Annotated in this window: 12 protein-coding genes and 2 pseudogenes; 8 read left to right on the top strand and 6 right to left on the bottom strand. The window is 72.6% G+C overall.

Going from position 1 to position 17,688, the window contains the following annotated elements; translation table 11 throughout:
- The first annotated feature begins 106 nt into the window (after positions 1-106).
- Positions 107-819: pseudogene (locus tag FHS29_RS17215) on the top strand (ABC transporter ATP-binding protein).
- Positions 819-2,873 (top strand): annotated as a pseudogene (locus FHS29_RS17220) (ABC transporter permease); the annotation flags it as partial. The pseudogenes FHS29_RS17215 and FHS29_RS17220, both read left to right, overlap by 1 nt.
- A 132-nt stretch (positions 2,874-3,005) precedes the next feature.
- Here the strand turns inward: FHS29_RS17220 and ispG are convergent.
- From ispG to FHS29_RS17250, 6 genes are all read right to left on the bottom strand, one after another.
- The gene (gene ispG, locus FHS29_RS17225; protein WP_184692312.1) at positions 3,006-4,115 is read right to left on the bottom strand and encodes a flavodoxin-dependent (E)-4-hydroxy-3-methylbut-2-enyl-diphosphate synthase; all 1,110 of its coding nucleotides are present in this window, start codon (positions 4,113-4,115) and stop codon (positions 3,006-3,008) included.
- Positions 4,112-5,842: a 1-deoxy-D-xylulose-5-phosphate synthase gene (locus tag FHS29_RS17230; protein WP_184691685.1), complete on the bottom strand. Its 1,731-nt coding sequence runs from the start codon at positions 5,840-5,842 to the stop codon at positions 4,112-4,114. Before FHS29_RS17230 ends, ispG begins: the two co-directional genes overlap by 4 nt.
- Positions 5,839-6,765 (bottom strand): 4-hydroxy-3-methylbut-2-enyl diphosphate reductase, encoded by a 927-nt coding sequence (gene ispH / locus FHS29_RS17235; RefSeq protein ID WP_184691686.1) that lies wholly within the window; start codon positions 6,763-6,765, stop codon positions 5,839-5,841. Before ispH ends, FHS29_RS17230 begins: the two co-directional genes overlap by 4 nt.
- A gap of 31 nt (positions 6,766-6,796) precedes the next feature.
- Positions 6,797-7,837, bottom strand: a complete 1,041-nt coding sequence (locus FHS29_RS17240) for a family 2 encapsulin nanocompartment cargo protein polyprenyl transferase (protein WP_184691687.1) — start codon at positions 7,835-7,837, stop codon at positions 6,797-6,799.
- Between the two features lie 98 nt (positions 7,838-7,935).
- Positions 7,936-9,345: a family 2B encapsulin nanocompartment shell protein gene (locus FHS29_RS17245; RefSeq protein ID WP_184691688.1), complete on the bottom strand. Its 1,410-nt coding sequence runs from the start codon at positions 9,343-9,345 to the stop codon at positions 7,936-7,938.
- 21 nt (positions 9,346-9,366) lie between these two features.
- A complete protein-coding gene (locus FHS29_RS17250; protein WP_184691689.1) occupies positions 9,367-10,779 on the bottom strand; it encodes a family 2B encapsulin nanocompartment shell protein in 1,413 nt (470 codons plus the stop codon).
- Between the two features lie 984 nt (positions 10,780-11,763).
- On the opposite strand from FHS29_RS17250, the gene FHS29_RS17255 reads away from it, so the two are divergent.
- The 6 genes from FHS29_RS17255 to FHS29_RS17280 all read left to right on the top strand — a co-directional run bounded on the left by FHS29_RS17255 (position 11,764) and on the right by FHS29_RS17280 (position 17,678).
- Positions 11,764-11,985: a hypothetical protein gene (locus FHS29_RS17255; protein ID WP_184691690.1), complete on the top strand. Its 222-nt coding sequence runs from the start codon at positions 11,764-11,766 to the stop codon at positions 11,983-11,985.
- 184 nt (positions 11,986-12,169) lie between these two features.
- Complete coding sequence (gene helR, locus FHS29_RS17260) at positions 12,170-14,371, top strand: RNA polymerase recycling motor ATPase HelR (RefSeq protein WP_184691691.1); 2,202 nt, start codon at positions 12,170-12,172, stop codon at positions 14,369-14,371.
- A 244-nt stretch (positions 14,372-14,615) separates the two neighbouring features.
- Positions 14,616-15,032: an acyl-CoA thioesterase gene (locus FHS29_RS17265; protein ID WP_184691692.1), complete on the top strand. Its 417-nt coding sequence runs from the start codon at positions 14,616-14,618 to the stop codon at positions 15,030-15,032.
- Positions 15,029-16,126 (top strand): zinc-binding dehydrogenase, encoded by a 1,098-nt coding sequence (locus FHS29_RS17270; RefSeq protein ID WP_184691693.1) that lies wholly within the window; start codon positions 15,029-15,031, stop codon positions 16,124-16,126. Before FHS29_RS17265 ends, FHS29_RS17270 begins: the two co-directional genes overlap by 4 nt.
- Before the next feature lie 107 nt (positions 16,127-16,233).
- On the top strand, positions 16,234-16,989 hold the full coding sequence (locus FHS29_RS17275; protein WP_246440425.1) for a cyclase family protein: 756 nt from the start codon (positions 16,234-16,236) through the stop codon (positions 16,987-16,989).
- Positions 16,986-17,678 (top strand): SecDF P1 head subdomain-containing protein, encoded by a 693-nt coding sequence (locus tag FHS29_RS17280; RefSeq protein WP_184691694.1) that lies wholly within the window; start codon positions 16,986-16,988, stop codon positions 17,676-17,678. Before FHS29_RS17275 ends, FHS29_RS17280 begins: the two co-directional genes overlap by 4 nt.
- Positions 17,679-17,688 lie beyond the last annotated feature (10 nt).

The following is a 17,688-nucleotide window of genomic DNA, read 5'->3' on the forward strand; positions in this document are numbered from 1 at the left end:
GTGCTGACGGCTTTCCCCGTGGGCCATTGCCCGGGGGACGGCGACGGCCGGCCACGAGGCACTGGAGGAACTGGTGACGGGCGATACGGAGTCCGCGGCGAGAGCGATGGACGTGAGGAAGTCCTACGGGACCGGCGAGGCCGCGGTCACCGCGCTGGACGGGGTGAGCGTCGACTTCGCGCGCGGCCGGTTCACCGCGATCATGGGGCCGTCCGGCTCGGGCAAGTCGACCCTGATGCCGGGTTGGACACCATCGACTCCGGCGACGTGTGGATCGGCGGCACCAAGGTCAACGGGTTGCGCGACAAGGGGTTGACCGACCTGCGACGGTCCAGGGTCGGGTTCGTCTTCCAGTAGTTCAACCTGCTGCCCACGCTCACCGCCGAGGAGAACATCACGCTGCCGCTCGCCATCGGCGGCCGGAAGGTCGACCGGGCCTGGTTCGACACCGTGGTCGACACCGTGGGCCTGCGCGACCGGCTCAGCCACCGCCCGACCCAGCTCTCCGGCGGCCGGCAGCAGCGCGTCGCGTGCGCCCGCGCCCTGGTGGCACGCCCGGAGGTGGTGTTCGCCGACGAGCCGACCGGCAACCTGGACTCCCGCTCCGGCGCGGAGGTCCTCGGGTTCCTCCAGCGGTCGGCGCGCGAGTTCGGGCAGACGGTCGTGATGGTGACGCACGACCCGAACGCCGCGTCCTACGCGGACCGCGTCATCTTCCTGGCGGACGGCCGGATCGTGCGCGAGCTGCACCAGCCGACGGCGGAAGCGGTGCTGGACACGATGAAGCACCTCGACGGTGACGAACTGGTCGTGGTGTGATGCTGAAGGCGACGCTCAAGAGCGTGCTGTCGCGCAAGCTGCGGCTGGTCCTGTCCGGACTGTCCGTGGTGCTGGGCGTGATGTTCGTGTCCGGCTCCTTCGTGCTGACCGACACGCTGGACCGCTCGTTCAAGAGCCTGTTCACCACGATCTACTCCGACGTGGACGTCCAGGTCGCGCTCAAGCCGAAGGTCCGGGACGACGACCAGGACGGCGGCGCCTCCGGGGGCACGCTCACCGCGGACGACCTCAAGGCCGTGCAGTCGGTGGAGGGCGTCGGGTCCGCGGCGGGCGACGTGGTGGACTCGGCGCGCGCGATCGGCGGGAACGGCAAGGTGATCACCGCCTCCGGCGCGCCGCGGCTGGGCACGGCCTGGCGCGACGGCGGACAGGAGGAGTTCCGCGAAGGCCGCGCACCGCAACGCGACGACGAGGTCGCCATCAGCGCCTACCTGGCCAAGACCGGCGGCTTCCGGGTCGGGGAGCCGATCTCCCTGATCACCCTGGAGCCGAAGAAGACGTTCACCGTCGCCGGAGTCTTCGGCTACCCCGGCAACCGCGACTCGCTGGGCGGCGAGTTCACCACCGCGTTCACCGAACCCGCCGCCCAGCGACTCCTGCTCGGACAACCCGGCGCCTACACCGGCATCACCGTGAAAGCCGCCGACGGCGTGCCCGAAGACGTGCTGCGCCAGCGCATCCAGCAGAAGCTGGGCGACGAGTACCAGGTGAAGACCGGTGCGCAGCTGGCCAAGGAGCAGTCCGACGCGGTCGGCGAAGGCCTGGCGTTCTTCAACTACGTCCTGCTCGGCTTCGCGGGCATCGCGCTGTTCGTCGGCATCTTCATCATCCTCAACACGTGCTCCATCATCGTCGCGCAGCGCACCCGCGAACTGGCGCTGCTGCGCGCCATGGGTGCCAGTCGCAAGCAGATGATCGGCTCGGTGGTGCTGGAGGCCGTGGTCATCGGTCTGGTCGCCTCGGTGGTGGGCCTGGGCGCGGGCATCGGCGTGGGCGCGTCGCCGGCCAACGTCTTCAGCGCGATCGGCGGTGGCGGTGTGCGGCTCGCCGGTATCGCGGTGCCGGCCGGCGCGGTCGTCTCGGCGTTCGCGGTGGGCGTCGTCGTGACCGTGCTCGCGGCCGTGCTGCCCGCCCTGCGCGCCTCGCGCATCGCGCCGGTCGCGGCGATGCGGGAAGCCGCCACCCCGGACCGCCCGCTCACCAGGCCGACCGTCGCGGGCGCCGCGCTGTCCGCCGCCGCCGGCGCCGTGCTCTGGTACGGGTTCTCCGAGGCCTCGCTGTGGTCCGTCATGGCCGGCCTGCTCGTCGGATTCGTCGGGGTGGCCCTGCTGACCCCGCTGATCAGCCGGCCGGCGGTGTCGGTGATCGGCAAGCTGCCGGCCTGGTCTATGCCGGGCACGCTGGGCCGCCGCAACTCCGCGCGCAACCCGCGCCGCACCGCCATCACGGCCGCCGCGCTGATGGTCGGCATCGCGCTGATCACCGGCGTTAGCGTCATCCTGACCTCGGCCACCACCAGCATCACCAAGGTGGCCGAGGGACAGGTCAAGTCCGACCTGATCATCTCCGGCGAGGCGCAGGGGCCGGGCGGCGACGCCACCTTCGCGCCGGACCGGGTGGACCGGCTCGGCGAGCTGCCCGGGGTGGACTCGGCGTTCGGCTGGTACGCCGACCGGATCATGGTCGACGGCAAGCGGCAGTTCGCGGTCGCGGTCACCGACGTGCCGGTGATGCAGCGGCAGTTCGGCCTGGAGAGCAGGAGCGGCACGTTCACCGACCTGCCCGCCGGTCAGCTCGCCCTGGACGACGACATGGCGGCCACGCTGAACCTCGAGCACGGCAGCACGGTCACCGTGCAGACCGCCAAGGGCGAACCCGCCACCTACACGGTCGGCCTGGTGTTCGCGAAGAACAACGTGCTCACCAACGCCGTCGTGCTGCCGGAGAGCGCGGCCGAGAACTTCCGGGTCCGGCAGATGGGCAACGCGTTCGTGCAGGTCGAGCCCGGTGCCGACGTGGCGGAGGTGCAGCGGCGGGTCGAGCCGCTGTTCGCGGACAACCCGGAGATCACCGTCCAGGACCGCAGCGCGTTCGTCCGGCAGCAGGCGGCCCAGCTGGACACCGTGCTGGTGATGATCCAGATCCTGCTGGCGCTGGCGAGTTCCTCAGGCGGGCTCCGACTCGACCGCTTCCGCCAGCTTCATCGCCTCCTCCAGGAGTGCTCCCACGATCCGCGACTCGGGGACGGTGCGCACCACCTCCCCCCGCACGAAGATCTGCCCCTTGCCGTTGCCCGACGAGACGCCCAGGTCCGCTTCCCTGGCCTCACCGGGACCGTTGACCACACACCCCATGACGGCGACCCGCAGCGGCAGGGGGAAGCCCTCGAACGCGGCGGTGACCTGCTCCGCCAGCTTGTAGACGTCGACCTGCGCCCGCCCGCACGACGGGCACGACACGATCTCCAGCTTGCGCGGCCGAAGACCCAGCGACGCCAGGATCTGCGCGCCCACCTTGACCTCCTCCACCGGCGGCGCGGACAGCGACACCCGGATCGTGTCGCCGATGCCCTCCGACAGCAGCACGCCGAACGCGACCGACGACTTCACCGTGCCCTGCACCAGCGGCCCGGCCTCGGTGACGCCGAGGTGCAGCGGGTAGTCGCAGGAACGGGCCAGCTGCCGGTAGGCGGCGACCATCACCACCGGGTCGTGGTGCTTCACCGAGATCTTGAGGTCGGTGAACCCGTGCTCCTCGAACAGCGAGCACTCCCACAGCGCCGACTCGACCAGCGCGTCCGGCGAGGCCTTGCCGTACTTGCGGTACAGCCGCTGGTCCAGCGAGCCGGCGTTCACCCCGATCCGGATCGGCACGCCCGCGCCGCCCGCCGCACGCGCGATCTCGCCCACCTTGTCGTCGAACTTCCTGATGTTGCCCGGGTTCACCCGCACCGCCGCGCACCCGGCGTCGATCGCGGCGAACACGTACCGGGGCTGGAAGTGGATGTCGGCCACCACCGGGATCGGCGACTTGCGCGCGATGGCGGGCAGCGCGTCGGCGTCGTCCTGCGACGGCACGGCGACCCGCACGATCTCGCAGCCGGCGGCGGTCAGCTCGGCGATCTGCCGCAGCGTCGCCTCGACGTCGGCGGTGGGCGTGGTGGTCATGGACTGCACGGTGACCGGCGCGTCGCCGCCGACCTCGACGCCGCCGACGGACAGCTTGCGGGACGGCCGGCGTCGCCGCACCGGCGGTGCCAGTTGCAGTGCGGTCAACTGTGCTCCTTCAGTCGTTTCAGGACGGTCGTGGTGATGCCGGCCGCGTCGAGCCCGTGCGCCCGCAGGATCTCCGCCCGCGTTCCGTGCGGGAGGAAGCTCGGGGGCAGCGCGAACGTGCCCGCCCGGGTCGGCGCGCCGACCACCGCGAGCGCTTGCGCGAGCCGTCCGCCCAGCGCCCCGGTGGACGTGGTGTCCTCCACGGCGAGCACCAGCCGGTGCGACGCGGCGATCTTGACCAGCGCGGGGTCCAGCGGCGCGATCCAGCGCGGGTCGACCACGCTCACCGGCACGCCGTGCCCGGCCAGCTCCTCGGCGGCCTCCAGGCACGCCTGCGCCATCGGCCCGACGGCCACCAGCAGCCCCACCGCGTCCGGCTCGTCGCGCAGCACGTCGCACCGCCCCACCCGGCGCAGCGCCGGGATGTCCGGCCCGGCGGACGACTTCGGGTAGCGGACCGCGGTCGGCCCGTCCGCCACCGCCACCGCCTCCCGCAGCAGCTCGCGCAGCTGTGCCGGGTCGCGCGGCGCGGCCAGCCGCAACCCCGGCACCACCGGCAGCACGGACGCGTCCCACATGCCGTGGTGGCTGGGGCCGTCCGGCCCGGTCACCCCGGCGCGGTCCAGCACGAACGTCACCGGCAGCCGGTGCAGCGCCACGTCCAGCAGAACCTGGTCGAACGCCCGGCTCAGGAACGTCGCGTACACCGCCACCACGGGGTGCAGCCCGGCCAGCGCCAGCCCGGCCGCCGACGTCACGGCGTGCTGCTCCGCGATGCCCACGTCGAACACCCGGTCCGGGAACCTGGCGGCGAACGGGTCCAGGCCGGTCGGCCCGCGCATGGCGGCGGTCAGGCACACCACGTCCGACCGGTCCGCGCCGATCTCCGCGATCTCGGCGCCGAACACGTCGGTCCACGTGCGACCGCCGGCGGACCCGGCCGCCGACACCGAGTGCAGGCGGTCCGCGTCGTCCCGCTCGGCGGGCGGGTGGCCCTCACCCTTGCGGGTCACGCAGTGCACGACCACGGGCCGGCCGAGCGCCGACGCCTCCCGCAGCGCGTCCTCCACGGCCAGCGGGTCGTGCCCGTCCACCGGCCCCAGGTAGGCCAGCCCCAGGTCCTCGAACAGCGTCCGCCGCCGGCCCCCGCGCAGCGCCGCCAGGTGCGCGGCCAGCCCGCCCGCGGTCGGCGCGTACGAGCGACCGTTGTCGTTCAGCACGACCACCACCGGGTGCGCGGTGCCGGCGAGGTTGTTCAACGCCTCCCACGCCATGCCGCCGGTCAGCGCGCCGTCGCCCACGACCGCCACCACCCGGCGGTCCGAACCCCGCAGCCGCAACCCCTTCGCCACCCCGTCCGCGTAGGACAGCGCGGTGGACGCGTGCGAGTTCTCGATCACGTCGTGCGGCGACTCGGCCGCCGACGGGTACCCGGACAGCCCGCCCGCCCGGCGCAGCGTCTCGAACTCCGCCGCCCGCCCGGTGAGCACCTTGTGCACGTACGCCTGGTGCCCGGTGTCCCACAGCAGCACGTCGTGCGGCGAGTCGAACACCCGGTGCAGCGCGATGGTCAGCTCCACGGTGCCCAGGTTCGGCCCGAGGTGCCCGCCCGCGCGGGACACCCGTTCCACCAGGAACCGGCGGATCTCCGCCGCCAGCGCCGGCAGCGCCGACGGGGGCAGCGCCCGCACGTCGCGCGGGCCCGCGATGGCCTCCAGCAGCGTCATCGCCGCCTCACCGCGGCCGGCAGGGTGAACTGGATGGTCTCCCGGGTCGTCTCGCGCACCTGCACGTCCCACGCGCCGAGCGCGGTGATCACCTCGTCCACCAGGCGCGGCGGCGCGGACGCCCCGGCGCTGAGCCCGATCACCCGCACGCCCGCCAGCCACTCGGGCCGGATGTCGGACACGTCGTCGATCAGGTGGGCGGGCGTGCCCTGGCGGCGGGCCAGTTCCACCAGCCGCACCGAGTTGGACGAGTTGGCCGACCCCACCACCAGCACCAGGTCCGCGTCCGCCGCGACCTCGCGCACCGCGTCCTGCCGGTTGGTCGTGGCGTAGCAGATGTCGTCCGACGCGGGGCCCCGCAACGCCGGGAACCTGGCCTTGAGCGCGGCCACCACCTCGGTGGTCTCGTCCACCGCCAGCGTCGTCTGCGTCAGGTAGGAGACCTTCGTCGGATCGGGCACCTCCAGCGCCCGCACGTCCGCGACGGAGTCCACCAGCACGATCCGGTCCGGGGCCTCGCCGAGCGTGCCCTCCACCTCCTCGTGCCCGGCGTGCCCGATCAGCACCACCGTGTCGCCGCGCGCCACGAACCGCCGCGCCTCCGCGTGCACCTTCGTCACCAGCGGACAGGTCGCGTCCACCACGTCCAGCCCGCGCCGCGCCGCCTCCCGGCGCACGGCCGGGGACACCCCGTGGGCGGAGAACACCACGGTCGCGCCGTCGGGCACGGCGTCCAGCTCGTCCACGAACACCGCGCCGCGCTCCTCCAGCTCGGCGACCACGTGCGTGTTGTGCACGATCTGCTTGCGGACGTGGATCGGTCCGCCGCGCTGCTCCAGCAGCTGTTCGACGATCTCCACGGCCCGCTCGACGCCGGCGCAGAACGACCGGGGCGACGCGAGCAGCACAACGGGAAGGACCATGCCGGGCTCCTGACTGGAGGGGACGCGGGACTCAGTGGTCGCGGTGGATGGCGAGGCGGGCGAGGGCGCCCAGTTCCCGCTCGGCGCCTTCGGCCGGCTCGGCGGACCGCAGGTGGACCAGCGCCTGCGCCAGCAGGTCGTCGGCCCGGCCCTGGCTCCACGCGCGGGCGCCGGAGGCCTCGATCAGCTCCGCCGCGCGCACCAGCTCGACCCCGGACAGCCGGCCGTCGGTGTGGTAGAGCGCGTCCAGCTCCCGGCCCGCCGGCGTGCCCGAGGTCAGCGCGGCCACCACGGGCAGCGACTTCTTGCGGTTGTGCAGGTCCGAGTACACCGGCTTGCCGGTCACCTCCGGGTCGCCCCAGATGCCCAGCACGTCGTCGGCGAACTGGAACGCCAGCCCGGTGTGCTCGCCGAACTGCCGCAGCTGCTCGACCTGGTCGGGCCGGCCGTCGCCGAACAGCCCGCCCAGCGCGCACGCCACCCCGATCAGCCCGGCCGTCTTGTTCTCCGCCATCCGCACGCACTCGTCGAGCCGCACGTCCGTGCGCTCCTCGAAGGACAGGTCGGCCGCCTGCCCGTCGTTCAGCCGCTGCGTCGCCTCGGCCAGCAGCCGGATCGAGCGGGCCGCCGCCGGGTGGCCGCTGCCCGCCAGCAGGTCCAGCGCCAGCGTCAGCAGCGCGTCGCCGGCCAGGATCGCCGCGTTCACCCCGAACACGCTCCACGCGGTCGGCCGGTGCCGCCGGGTGGTGTCGCCGTCCATCACGTCGTCGTGCAGCAGCGAGAAGTTGTGCACCAGCTCCACCGCCACGGCCGCCGGCAGCGCGCCCTGCGCGGTGCCGCCCACCGCCTGCGCGCCGAGCAGCACCAGCGCCGGCCGGATGGCCTTGCCGGCGTCCGCGCCGGTCGGGCGGCCGTGCTCGTCCCACCACCCGAAGTGGTAGCCCGCGATCGCCCGCATCGACTCCGGCAGCCGGTCCACCGCCGTGCGCAGCGCCGGGTCCACGCCGGCACGGCTCCAGCTCAGCACCTCGCGCGCGGACCGGTGCGCGGGGGTGACGTCGAGGTCGGTCATCGGCTGACTCCTGTTCGGGGGGTGCGCCCGGAGAGCCGCGCGCAGGAGTGGTCGGACGGCCGGGCGCCCACGCCCGGCCGCCGTTCACCGGTGTGCCGCTAGTAGCGGCCGATCTCCACGTGCTCCAGCACGCCGAGGGCGTCGGGCACCATGACCGCCACCGAGTAGTAGGCGCTGACGAGGTAGGAGATGATCGCCTTCTCGTCGATGCCCATGAACCGCACGTTCAGACCCGGCTGGTACTCGTCGGGGATGCCGGTCTGGTGCAGGCCGATCACGCCGTTGTCCTGCTCGCCGACGCGCATGGCGAGGATCGAGCTGGTGCCGTGGTCGCTGATCGGGATCTTGTTCGACGGCAGGATCGGCACGCCGCGCCAGGTGATCACCTTCGTGCCGTCCACGTCGGCCGTGCCGGGGTACAGGCCGCGCTTGGACGCCTCCCGGCCGAACGCGGCGATCGCCCTCGGGTGGGCCAGCATGAACGCCGTCTTGCGCCGCCTGCTGAGCAGGTCGTCCAGGTCGTCGGGGGTGGGCGGGCCGGTGCGGGTGTGGATGCGCTGCTTGAGGTCGGCGTTGTGCAGCAGCCCGATCTCGCGGTTGTTGATCATCTCGTACTCCTGCCGCTCGCGCAGGGCCTCGACGGTCAACCGCAGCTGCTGCTCGGTCTGGTTCATCGGGTGGTTGTAGAGGTCGGCGACCCGGGAGTGCACCCGCAGCACGGTCTGCGCCACGCTCAGCTCGTACTCGCGCGGCGACAGCTCGTAGTCCACGAACGTGGCCGGCAGGTCCGGCTCGCCGTCGTGGCCCGAGGCGATCTCGATCGCCGCCTCGCCGTGCTTGTTCTGCGGCTTGAGCCGGCTGCGGGTCAGCCGGTCGAGGTGCGCGCGCAGCCCGTCGGCCCGGCCGTCGAGCTGCTGCAGCGAGCGCCGGGACAGCACCAGCACGACGACCGGCGTGACGGCCTTGACGCTGAACTCCCACTCGGCCTCCTGGCCGGTGAGCACCTCGTCGCCGAAGTGGTCGCCGTCGGCGAGCGTGTCCAGCACGGTCTGGTCGCCGTACTCGCCCTGGCCGACCTTGTTCACCTTGCCGTGCGCGACGAGGTGGACCTCCTCGGCGGGCCGGCCCTGCTGCACCAGCACGTCGCCGGGGGCGAACTCGCGCTGCTCGAACCGGTCGGCGAGGGCGGCCAGCACCTCGTCGTCCGGGAAGTCGCGCAGCGCGGGCAGCTCCCGCAGCTCCTGCGGGATGACCCGGATGTCGGCGCCGGTGCTGGTGAAGGTCACCCGGCCGTCGCCCACCGCGTAGGTGAGCCGGCGGTTGACCCGGTAGGTGCCCGCCTGGGTCTGCACCCAGGGCAGCTTGCGCAGCAGCCACCTGGGGGAGATGCCCTGCATCTGCGGGACGGACTTGGTCGTGGTCGCCAGGTTCCGCGCGCTCGCGGTGCTCAGGCTCTGCCGCCGCTGCTCGGCCTCTTCGGCGTCGAGGACGGGGTCGGTCACGGTCACGTCAGGTTCCCAATCTCGTTGTCAGGACTGGTCTTCGCGGCCGAGTTCCACGTTCTCCAGCACGCCGAGCGCGTCGGGCACCAGGATCGCGGCCGAGTAGTAGGCGCTGACGAGGTAGGAGATGATCGCCTTCTCGTCGATGCCCATGAACCGCACGCTCAGGCCCGGCTGGTACTCGTCGGGGATGCCGGTCTGGTGCAGGCCGATCACGCCCTGGTTCTGCTCGCCGGCGCGGAGCAGCATGACGGAGCTGGTGCGGGTCTTGCTGATGCCGATCTTGCTGCACGGCAGGATCGGCACGCCGCGCCAGGCGGGCACCTGGTGGCCGCCGAGGTCCACGCTGCTCGGGTAGATGCCCCGCTTGTTGAACTCGCGCCCGATCGCGGCGATCACCCGCGGGTGGGCCAGGAACGCGGTCGGCTCCTTCCACACCACGCCGAGCAGCTCGTCCAGGTCGTCGGGCGTGGGCGGGCCGTTGCGGGTGTGGATGCGGTGCTTGAGGTCGGCGTTGTGCAGCAGGCCGAACTCCCGGTTGTTCACCATCTCGTGCTCCTGGCGCTCCCGCAGCGCCTCGATGGTCAGCCGCAGCTGCTGCTCGACCTGGTCCATCGGGTGGTTGTAGAGGTCGGCGACCCGGCTGTGCACCCGCAGCACGGTCTGCGCGACGCTGAGCTCCAGCTCGCGCGGGCTGGTCTCGTAGTCCACGAACGTGCCGGGCAGGTCGGGCTCGCCCTCGTGGCCGGACGCGATGTCGATCTCGGCCTCGCCGTGCGCGTTCTGCCGCTGCGCGCCGGGCGCGGACAGCCGCTGGATGTGCGCGCGCAGGCCGCCCGCGTTGCCGTTGAGCTGCTCGAACTCCTCCCAGCCCAGGATGAGCGCGATGACCGGGGTGACCGCCTTGGCGGTGAACTCCCACTCGCCCTGCGGACCGGACAGCACCTTCTCGCCGAGGTACTCGCCGCTGGCCAGCACGCCGAGCACGGTGTGGTCGCCGTACTCGCCCCGGCCGATCTTGTTCACCTTGCCGTGCGCGATGAGCACGACCTGGTCCTGGGGACGGCCGGTCTCCACGATCACGTCGCCGGGCTGGTACTCGCGCTGCCGGAACCGGTCCGCCAGGGCGCCCAGCGCCTGCGCGTCCTCGAAGCCGCGCAGCAGCGGCAGCTCGGTCAGCTCCTGCGGGATGACCCGGACGTCCGCGCCGGTGTTGGTGAAGGTCAACCGCCCGTCGCCGACCGCGTAGCTGAGCCTGCGGTTGACCCGGTAGGCGCCACCGGTGGCCTGCACCCAGGGGAGCACCTTGAGCAGCCACCGGGAGGTGATGCCCTGCATCTGCGGGACGGACTTGGTGGTCGTGGCCAGGTTCCGGGCCGCCGCTGTGCCGAGGCTCAGCCGGGGCCGTTCGATGTCCACGTCCGAATCGGTCACAGTCACCAGTACACCGCCAATCGGATTTCGTTCATTGGGCCGGATTGACGGTAGTGAGGCCGAATGGGCATACGGAAGCGGCCGATACGGGGACGCCCCGTAGAGCTATCCGTCGCCTTTTTGGGCACGCGCCGTGCAGGTCGTGCCTCGTGCAAGCAATTATGGGTGATTTTAGTCGGCGTTAGGGGGGATATTCGATACGACCTGGAATCTGTAACTCTTTCGTACTACCAAAATTCACTCGAAAGGGCCGTTGACTCGTGGGTCGCGTATGGTTGGAGTCCTCATGCCGCAGATGTGCGGTGCAAAGATCAGCCATCGGCATGTACGGGGTCGCGCGACTTGCGGGGTGATCTTCCGCGGAACCACCGTCCGAGTGGTAGCGCGCACTCGGGTGATCGGTGCGGAGGGTGCGGAGCTTGGTCCGTCCGGTCACGCAGCGATACCCCGGCGGGCGGACGCCGTGCCGGCCGCGGAGGGGCCGTGGTGACGGTTGGTGTGGTGGTCTGCCCGGATGCACGAGTCGCGGCCACCCCTCGGGGAGCACGTCTCCGCCACCGAACGGTCCACCGAGGAGGTCGCGCGCACCAGTCGGGAGTGTGAATGTCGACACCAACCGCTGCCGCCGGCGGCCGGTGGGCGGGCCGCTCGACTCTCGGCGGTCAGCCGCGATCCCGGGGACAACGGTGGGCGTGGGTCGCGGCGGTGGCAGCCGACGGGTCGCTCGCCGTTGCCTCCGACCTGCTCGCGGAGGTCGGGCGACTGGATTTTCCACTGCGACGGGGAGCCCGGCCATGAGTGCCGTGACACGGGAAAGGGGAGGACCCACCTCTTTCCACTCTCAATTTATAGCGGACCCCGGGGCTTGCGGCAAGGCCCGGGTGGTGCCGCAGAATCACCGGCCGAAGCTGAAAACCTGCGGAAATAGGGGTCGTGCGGTGCGCGTGTTGTTCGTCGACGTACGGGTCGCGCGGCGACGTCGAACCGCTGGTGGCCGACGTCCGCGTGCCGCTGGTGCCGTTCGGCGCGGCGCAGGACGGTCCGACCACGAGGCTCGACCCGCTGTCCGTCGCGCCGGGAACGGCCCTGACGTCCGAGACCCGAGCGCGAGGGAGGGTGGTGGCCGGCACAATCCGCACCGGCGGGACGGCGATGGCCGCGACGCCGCAGCTCGGCGTGACCAGCCGTGGGAAGTCGCCCCTGTCCGCGTGAACCGCGCAGGATCATCGAGTCGGGCAACCCGCCGCAACCGGACGAGGTCCCTCGTGGGCCGGCGACCTCGATCGGACGCCGGGCCTCGTCCGGCCCCGAGGTGGACGAAAGAAATCGGCGTGCCGTCCATGACCCGATGGAGAACCCGCCGAACGCAACATCGGTCAGCCGCAGTGAGGGGCATGTGTCAACTCAGGGGTACGAAGAGGAAGTGCGGTCCGAGCGCAGCTACGTGGCCGGGCTCTACGCACGGCTCGACGCCGAGCGCGCGCGAGTGAAGGGCGAGTACAACGCGGCGCTGCGCGGAAATGGCGGCACAGCCATGGAACGGGATGACGAGGTGCGCGCGCTGGCCAAAGAGGCGAAGCGGTTGGACGTGGCGGACAACGGGCTGTGCTTCGGTCGGTTGGACACCCTTTCCGGCGAGCACTCGTACATCGGCCGGATCGGTCTTTTCGACGAGGAGGACGAGTACGAACCGGTGCTGCTCGACTGGCGGGCACCGGCGTCGCGCGCGTTCTACGTCGCCACCGCCGCGAACCCGGAGAACATGCGCCGGCGCCGCCAGTTCCACACCCGCGGGCGTCAGGTGGTCGATTTCACCGACGAGGTGCTCGGCCGCCCCCGTGGTGGCGAGCAGGGCGACGCGGCCCTGCTCGCGGCGGTCAACGCGCCGCGCGGTGACGGGATGCGCGACATCGTGGCCACGATCCAGGCCGAGCAGGACGAGATCATCCGGCTCGACCACCCCGGGGTGCTGGTGATCGAGGGTGGTCCGGGCACCGGGAAGACCGTGGTGGCGCTGCACCGCGTCGCGTACCTGCTCTACACCCAGCGGGAGCGGATGGAGCGCCACGGTGTGCTCGTGGTCGGGCCGAACCCGGCGTTCCTGAACCACATCGGCCGTGTCCTGCCGTCGCTGGGCGAGTCCGACGTGGTGTTCATGACCACCGGCGACTTCGTGCCCGGTCTGCGCGTCACCGCCGAGGACACCCCGGAAGCCGCGCGGCTCAAGGGGTCGCTGAAGATCCTGGACGTGCTCGCGGCGGCGATCGCCGACCGGCAGCGGCTGCCGGAGCACCCGCTGTTCCTCGAACTGGCGGGCCTCGCGGTGCGGATCGACGCCGAGACCGCGGAATGGGCGCGAGAGGAGGCGCGCGCGAGCGGGCAGCCGCACAACGAGGCCCGCGCGGTGTTCCGCGAGATCGTCACGTACGTGCTCACCGAACGGGCGATCGCCCGGATCGGCCGGAACTGGCTGACCCGGTCGGACCGGGAGACCTGGGAGCGCCTGCGGGCGGACCTGGTCAAGGAACTCGCGGGCGACGACGGGTTCACCGCCGCGCTGGACGAGCTCTGGCCGGTGCTGACGCCGGAAGACGTGTTGGCAACGCTGTACTCCTCTCCTGAGCGGTTGCGAGCGGCAGGTGCCGACCAGGCGCTGTTCCGCGCCGACGGCGACGCGTGGACGGTGTCGGACGCGCCGCTGCTGGACGAACTGGTCGACCTGCTGGGCCGGGACGAGGCGGTCGACCGGACCGCCGAGCGGCAGCGGAAGGCCGAGGCGGAGTACGCCGCCGGCGTGCTGGACGGCCTCGTCGGACGTCAGGACTCGATGGACGACGAGGACCACCTGTTCGCCACGGACCTGCTCTACGCCGAGGACCTGGCGGACCGCTTCGTCGAGCGGGACACCCGTGAACTCGTGGAACGCGCCGCCGCGGACCGGAACTGGACCTACCGGCACGTCGTGGTGGACGAGGCGCAGGAACTGTCCGAGATGGACTGGCGGGTGCTGATGCGGCGCTGTCCCGGCCGGTCCTTCACGGTGGTCGGCGACCTCGCCCAACGCCGGTCGGCGGCCGGGGCGACGTCGTGGGCCGCGATGCTGGAGCCGTACGTGCCCGGCCGCTGGGTCTACCGGTCGCTGACGGTGAACTACCGCACCCCGGCGGAGGTCATGGCCGTCGCCGCCGCGCTGCTCGCCGAGTTCGCCCCCGAGGTCCAGCCGCCGGAGTCGGTCCGCGCGTGCGGCGTCCGGCCGTGGTCCAGGCGGGTCACCGAGGACGAACTGCCCGCTGCCGTCGACGAGTTCGTCCGGGACGAGGCCGGTCGCGAGGGGACCAGCGTCGTGATCGGGCCGCCGGGCGTGCCGGGCGCGGTGGCGGCCTCGGAGACGAAGGGCCTGGAGTTCGACGCCGTCCTGGTCGTGGAACCGGAGAGGATCCTCGCCGACGGCCCGCGCGGCGCGGCCGAGCTCTACGTCGCCCTCACCCGCGCCACGCAACGCCTGGGCGTCCTGCACCGGGGCCCCTTGCCGCGGGCCCTGACCGGTCTCGTCGAGACCGGGACACCCACCCGGGCCGGGACTCGGCGGTCGGGGTAGCGGCTCGCGCCCGGCCGGCCCTGAGCCGGAGCGCGGCCCGGGCGCGGGATCCGCTCGTCCGACCGGGCGGGCCTGTCGGGAAACCGACAGGCCCGCCCGGACACAACTCGTTGAGGCCACTTGACGTGCGGTGCGCGGGCGGGCCGGAAACCAACACTGGTGGATAGGCTCGCCCGGAGGTCTTCGGCCGACCGACCTCGCCCTGCCGTGCACGGCGGGGGTGCTCGACCGACGAGGAGGTCGCGTGCGCGAGGACTACCGGCACTGGCAGCGGATTCCCACCCGCTGGGCGGACAACGACGTGTACGGGCACGTGAACAACGTCGTCCACTACGCGTTCATGGACACCGTGATCAACACCTGGCTGATCACGGTGGCGGGGTTGGACATCCACGACGGCCTGGCGATCGGGCTGTGCGTGGAGTCGCACTGCGACTACCGCGCCTCCATCGCGTTCCCGGAAGCCGTGGACGCGGGACTGCGCGTCGGGAAGCTCGGCCGGTCCAGCGTGCGCTACGAGGTCGGGTTCTATCCCGAGCACCGGGACGCCGTGGTGGCGGAAGGGCATTTCGTGCACGTCTTCGTGGACCGCGCGACCCGTGAGCCGGTGGAGATCCCGGCCGGGCTGCGGACCGCGATGGAGGGGCTGGTGGTCGCGTGAAGGTCCGGGGCGCCGTGCTGGCGTCCGTCGGCGGTCCGCTGGAGGTGCTGGACCTGGAACTGGACCCGCCGGGACCGGGTGAGCTGCTGGTGCGGGTGGGCGCGACCGGGCTGTGCCACTCCGACCTGTCGGTGATCGACGGCTCCCGGCTCCGGCCGCTGCCGGTGGTGCTCGGCCACGAGGCCGCCGGCGAGGTCGTGGCGACCGGGGCCGGCGCGGAGTTCTCGGTGGGCGACCACGTGGCGCTGTCGTTCGTGCCTGCCTGCGGGTCGTGCCGCGGGTGCGTCGGCGGGCGGCCCGCGCTGTGCGAGCCGGGCGCGGCGGCGAACCGGGACGGCACGCTGCTCGGCGGCGGGCGGCGGTGGCGGCTGCCCGACGGCACCCGGCCCCACCACCACCTCGGGGTGTCCGGGTTCGCCGAGCACACCGTCGTGTCGGCGAAGTCGGCCACCCGGATCCCGGCGGACCTGCCGTTCGACGTGGCCGCGCTGTTCGGCTGCGCGGTGCTCACCGGGGCCGGGGCGGCTTTCTACAGCGCGGCGGTCGTGCCGGGGGACCGGGTCGCGGTGTTCGGGCTCGGGGGAGTGGGCCTGGCCGCGCTGCTCGCCGCGCGGGCCGCCGGGGCGTCGCAGGTCGTCGCGGTGGACGTGGTGGAGCACAAGCGGGCACTGGCGCGGCGGCTGGGCGCCACCCACGACGTGGCGGGTGGGCCGGACGCGGTGGCGGCCGTGCGGGAGCTGACCGGCGGCGGCGCGGACAAGGTCATCGACACCACGGGCGTCGTGGCGGTGCTGGAACAGGCCTACCTGGCCACGGCGGCGGGCGGGACCACCGTGGCGGTCGGCCTGCCGCACCCCGCGCGGACCGTGGCGCTGCCCGCGCTCGGCCTGGTCACCGAGGAGCGGACGCTGAAGGGCAGCTACCTCGGGTCGTGCGTGCCGCGCCGGGACGTGCCCCGGTTCGTCGAGCTGTACCGGGCCGGGCAGCTGCCGGTCCACGAGTTGCTGTCCGGGCGGTTGGGAATCTCGGACGTGAACGACGGCTTCACCCGTCTGGCGGCGGGTGGGGCCGTCCGGCAGGTCGTCGTCTGGTGATCGGCCGGCCGTTATGGTTGCCCGGATCGGGTGACGGCTAGCTGGAGGAGTGGTCGGCGGTGCGCAGACGGTCGATGCTCGCGGGTGTGGTTTCGACAGTGGGTGGGATGGCGGTGACGGGCGCGGGGACCGCAAGCGCTGCGCCGCCGGGGTTGCGGGACTACCGGCTGGTGAACCTGGCGCACGTCAACGACCCGGACCGGACCAACGTCTACCCGGGCGACCCGGAGTTCACCATGACCACCGTGACGACCGTGCCCGAGGACGGCTTCTACCTCCAGTACGTGCGGCAGGGCGAGCACACCGGCACCCACTGGGGCGCTCCCTCGCACTTCAACGAGGGCCAGCCGCACGCCGACGAGCTCGACACCGAGGACCTGTTCCTGCCCGCGGTGAAGATCGACGTGCGGGACCGCGCCCGGCGTGACGCCGACTACGAGGTGAGCGTCGCCGACCTCCAGCGGTGGGAACGCGAGCACGGCCGCATCCCCAAGGAGGCGGCGGTCGTGCTGTGGACCGGGTGGGAGGACCGCTGGGGCACCCCGGCGTTCTACAACTTCGACGCGGCCGGGCAGATGCACCAGCCGGGTTTCTCGCTGGCGGCCGTGCAGTGGCTGGTCCGCACCGGACGCCTCGGCCGGCGCGGCGCGCTGGGCACCGACACCTTCAGCCCGGAGTCCGCGCTGGACACCACCTACGCGGTGTCCAGGCTCCTGTACCGGGAGCACCGGATCAGCCTGGAGGTCCTGGCGAACCTGGCCCGGCTGCCGGAGACCGGCGCGCACATCCTGGTCGGCGGCACGGTCAACCGGCGCGGGTCCGGCTCGCCCGCCAGCATCTACGCGTTCGTGCCCAAGCGATGAGGGCGCTCCTGGTGGTGGCCCTGCTGGCGGTCGCGGCCTCGGGCTGCACCTCGTCGGGCGGCACGACGGGCACGCCGAAGGCCTCCCCGCCGGACGGCCCCTCGGTGCTGCTGATCCGCCCGGTGCTGACCGCGTCGCAGAGCACCGCACCCACCCCGCCCACCGCGTCCACCAGCGAGGCCGGTGGCCCGCCGCGCGCCGTCGAGCCGTCCACGGCCGAGCAGCAGCAGGCGATCGAAGCCGAGCGCAAGGTGCGACAGGACCCGGCACTCGCCGTGCCCGCCAACCAGGCGGCGGCGCTCTCCGCGTTCCGGTGCCCCGAGAACGACCCGCTGGCCGGACAGGACGACCCGGCCGAGCCACTGCTCACCTGCGACCACAAGACCGGCGAACGGCTCGTCCTCGGCCCGGCCGCCCTCGGCAACGACGACATCGAGAGCGCCGCCGCGCGTGCCGACGAGCACAGCGGGGGGTTCGTGGTCGAGGTCCGGTTCACCGAGGACGGCGGGAAGACCTGGGGAAAGCTCACCGCGGAGCTGGTGGGGCAGCGGGTCGCGCTGGTGCTCAACACGTCCGTGCTGTCCGCGCCCACCATCAACGAGGCGATCACCGGTGGTGCCACGGTGATCTCCGGGAAGTTCACCCGGTCCGAGGCGGAGGAACTGGCCGCCCGGCTGGGCTCGCGCTAGCGCACGTCCC

The sequence above is a fragment of the Saccharothrix tamanrassetensis genome (genome assembly GCF_014203665.1).
Classification (GTDB): Bacteria; Actinomycetota; Actinomycetes; order Mycobacteriales; family Pseudonocardiaceae; genus Actinosynnema; species Actinosynnema tamanrassetense.